The following is a 2,998-nucleotide window of genomic DNA, read 5'->3' as shown; positions in this document are numbered from 1 at the left end:
TGAGAAATCCTCCCGTTTCCCGCGACAGGTGCAGACCGGATTTTGCCAGATGCCACAAGGCTTGCAGAGGATTTCATGCTAAATTCTACCCACACTCTTTCACGAAGACCCGTTTTTTTAATCTCCGGTAGCCTTGGTGCTTGCCGCGAAATTGTCTCGATTTCATGGTGTGCAGTACGCGGGGATTCGCTTAAAATGCACGAGTTCATATTGGGAGATATCAATGAGGGGCGCGCGCTTGGGTGTCTGTAAACCGGGTAACGATGCCACGAGAGTTCTGCGCTGTTTGGGCGGGGTGGCCGCAAACGGTGACGATACCGGTGGGACGAGGGTTCGTGCCCGCCATGAAACCAGCACATTGATTCCGCTCGAGCCATGATTCTCGGTGTCCATCACGCCACTTTTTTGTGTCGAGACCTCGCCCGTTCCCGGGCTTTTTATGAAGGCGTGCTGGGGCTGCATTCCGATCCGGCACGTCCGCAAATGAGCTTCGACGGGGTGTGGTACAACCTCGCGCACGGACAGCAAATTCATCTGATGCAATTACCCGATCCCGGGGCGGGATTGACGCGACCCGCCCACGGCGGCCGTGACCGCCACGTCGCTTTTGTGGTGTCGAACCTGGCGGATCTTAAGCACGCACTGGAAGCGGCTGCGATCACCTGTCGCATGAGTCAATCGGGGCGGCGAGCCCTGTTCTGCCACGACCCGGACCAGAATGCACTGGAATTCATTGAGGCGATGGCGTGACGGATGAGGTCGGGCTGAGTCCGCGCCAGTGGTATCAAGCGGCCTGTGAAAGCGCCGGTATTGTGTGCGATGTGCGGCAACAGGCGGCCATTGGGGAACTGCAGGTGTTGTGGCAACAGCTGGTGGAATTCAAAGCCCGACGTAACCAATTTCTTGGCCGCAGCCTGTTGAGTCCGGAGGTGCCCAGAGGTTTGTACCTCTGGGGAGGCGTCGGGCGCGGTAAAACTTTCCTGATGGACGGGTTTTATGCCTGCCTGCCGTATCGGCGCAAACGCCGCATCCATTTTCATCGCTTCATGCACGAGGTGCATCATGAAATGCAGCGTCTGGCGCGGGAGTCCGACCCCTTACTGGCGCTGGCCGACGGCATTGCCCATGCCACGCGGCTGCTCTGTCTGGACGAATTCCATGTGGACGACATCGCCGATGCGATGATTCTTGGACGTCTCATGGAGGCGCTGTTTGCGCGCGGCGTGGTGTTGCTGATGACCTCCAATTTTGCGCCGGACGAGTTGTATCCAAACGGCTTGCAGCGGCAGAATTTCCTGCCTGCCATTGCCTTGCTCAAACGCGAGTTGAAAGAGGTGTACCTCGACGGTGTGACGGATTACCGCATGATGCAGATGGTGCGTGACCCCCTATTCTTGCTCACCCGGCACGCCGATACCGAGGCGCACATGCAATCCCTGTTTCGTCGTTTGACCGCGGGGGCGGTCAGTGCGGGAACGGGGCTGGCGGTGGGTAAGGTTCAGCTGCATGCCAAACGGCTGGCGCGCGAAGTTGCGTGGTTCGAATTCGGCGAACTGTGCGGCGGCAACCACGATACGTCCGATTACCTCGTTATTGCCGAACGCTACCCGACCGTGTTTCTATCCGGCATTCCGCGTTTTACGGCCGAATTAAGCGCGGCGGCGCGGCGTTTCACCTGGCTGGTGGATGTGCTCTACGACCACCATGTCGTCCTGGTTGCCTCGTTTGAGGTTGCGCCGGAGCTGCTGTACGGCGCGGGGCAGCACGACAGCGAGGCGCAACGTATCCTGAGTCGCTTGGCCGAAATGCGCACGCGCCGCTATCTGGAATTGCCGCATCGGAGCCGCGCAGTTACCCTGACAAGAGGAGATTCGTAAAATCAACACAATCAGACTGATCGGCGGCACGCACCGCAGCCGCCTTATCACCTTCCCGGATGCCGACGGTTTGCGTCCCACGCCGGACCGGGTGCGCGAGACCTTGTTCAACTGGCTGGGGCAGACATTGTATGGCAAGCACTGCCTGGATCTGTTTGCAGGCAGCGGCGCCCTCGGTTTCGAGGCGGCTTCGCGCGGGGCGGAAGAAGTGGTGATGGTGGAAAGTAACCCTGCCGTATTTAAGGCATTGCAGGGCAATGCGAAAAAATTGGCACTGGGGAATGTAGCCTTGCACTGCGAGGATGGGCTAAAATTCGCCTCTCGCGCCCAGGGCGCGTTCGACGTCGTGTTTCTTGATCCTCCGTTTCAGAGCAATTATTGGCCGCAACTGTTGCCGCGTCTGGCGGAGTTGTTGGCACCGGGCGGACTGGTGTATGCCGAAAGCGGCAACCTGTTTGAACCGGGGACGGATTGGCAGATTTTGAAACAGGGCAAGGCGGGCGCGGTGCATTACCGCTTAATGGGGCATATAAAACAATGATCAGAGTCGTCTATCCGGGTACCTTCGATCCCATCACCCGCGGGCATGAGGATGTGGTGCGCCGCGCGGCCGGCTTGTTTGGCGAGGTGATCGTGGCGGTCGCGGCGAGCCGGGTTGCCACGCTGTTCACCCTGGAAGAACGGGTGGCGATGGCGCGCGAAGTGTTTGCCGATTTTCATAACGTCAAGGTGGACGGCTTTGACGAATTGCTGATGAATTACGTGCGCGAAAAAAATGCGCGCGTGGTGTTGCGGGGATTGCGTGCGGTGTCCGACTTCGAGTATGAATTCCAGATGGCGGGCATGAACCGTAATCTGCATCCCGATGTCGAGACCGTGTTCCTGACCCCGGCGGAACGCTACACCTTCATTTCGGCCAGCATGGTGCGCGAGATCGCGCGCTTCGGCGGGGATGTGAGCAAGTTCGTATCGCCCCTGGTCGAGGCGAAATTGAAAGATAAAAGATCAACCAAAGGAGATGGGATGGACGCCTCCCTCCCCACGGGGAGCGAGGTAAGTAAGTAAGAATGAGGTAGCCCCTCGCGGACCTGACGGCATCTAGGTGCCAAGGTGGAGATAAT

The 2,998-nt window shown here is 58.7% G+C and carries 4 protein-coding genes; all 4 read left to right on the top strand.

Going from position 1 to position 2,998, the window contains the following annotated elements; translation table 11 throughout:
* The first annotated feature begins 375 nt into the window (after positions 1-375).
* Genes ACKTSJ_RS10970 through coaD form a run of 4 tightly spaced genes read left to right on the top strand, consistent with a single transcriptional unit; the run spans position 376 to position 2,942 of the window.
* On the top strand, positions 376-750 hold the full coding sequence (locus ACKTSJ_RS10970; RefSeq protein ID WP_407900182.1) for a VOC family protein: 375 nt from the start codon (positions 376-378) through the stop codon (positions 748-750).
* Positions 747-1,877 carry a cell division protein ZapE gene (zapE, locus tag ACKTSJ_RS10965; protein ID WP_407900180.1) on the top strand — a complete coding sequence of 377 codons (1,131 nt, stop codon included), beginning with the start codon at positions 747-749 and terminating at the stop codon, positions 1,875-1,877. The genes ACKTSJ_RS10970 and zapE overlap by 4 nt, the downstream gene beginning before the upstream one ends.
* Positions 1,870-2,418: a 16S rRNA (guanine(966)-N(2))-methyltransferase RsmD gene (gene rsmD / locus ACKTSJ_RS10960; protein ID WP_407900184.1), complete on the top strand. Its 549-nt coding sequence runs from the start codon at positions 1,870-1,872 to the stop codon at positions 2,416-2,418. The genes zapE and rsmD overlap by 8 nt, the downstream gene beginning before the upstream one ends.
* On the top strand, positions 2,415-2,942 hold the full coding sequence (gene coaD, locus ACKTSJ_RS10955) for a pantetheine-phosphate adenylyltransferase (protein WP_407900178.1): 528 nt from the start codon (positions 2,415-2,417) through the stop codon (positions 2,940-2,942). The genes rsmD and coaD overlap by 4 nt, the downstream gene beginning before the upstream one ends.
* Positions 2,943-2,998: the final 56 nt, after the last annotated feature.

This window comes from Ferrigenium sp. UT5, from assembly GCF_045866295.1.
Classification (GTDB): domain Bacteria; phylum Pseudomonadota; class Gammaproteobacteria; order Burkholderiales; family Gallionellaceae; genus Sideroxyarcus.
This window is presented reverse-complemented; position numbering and strand designations above follow the sequence as displayed.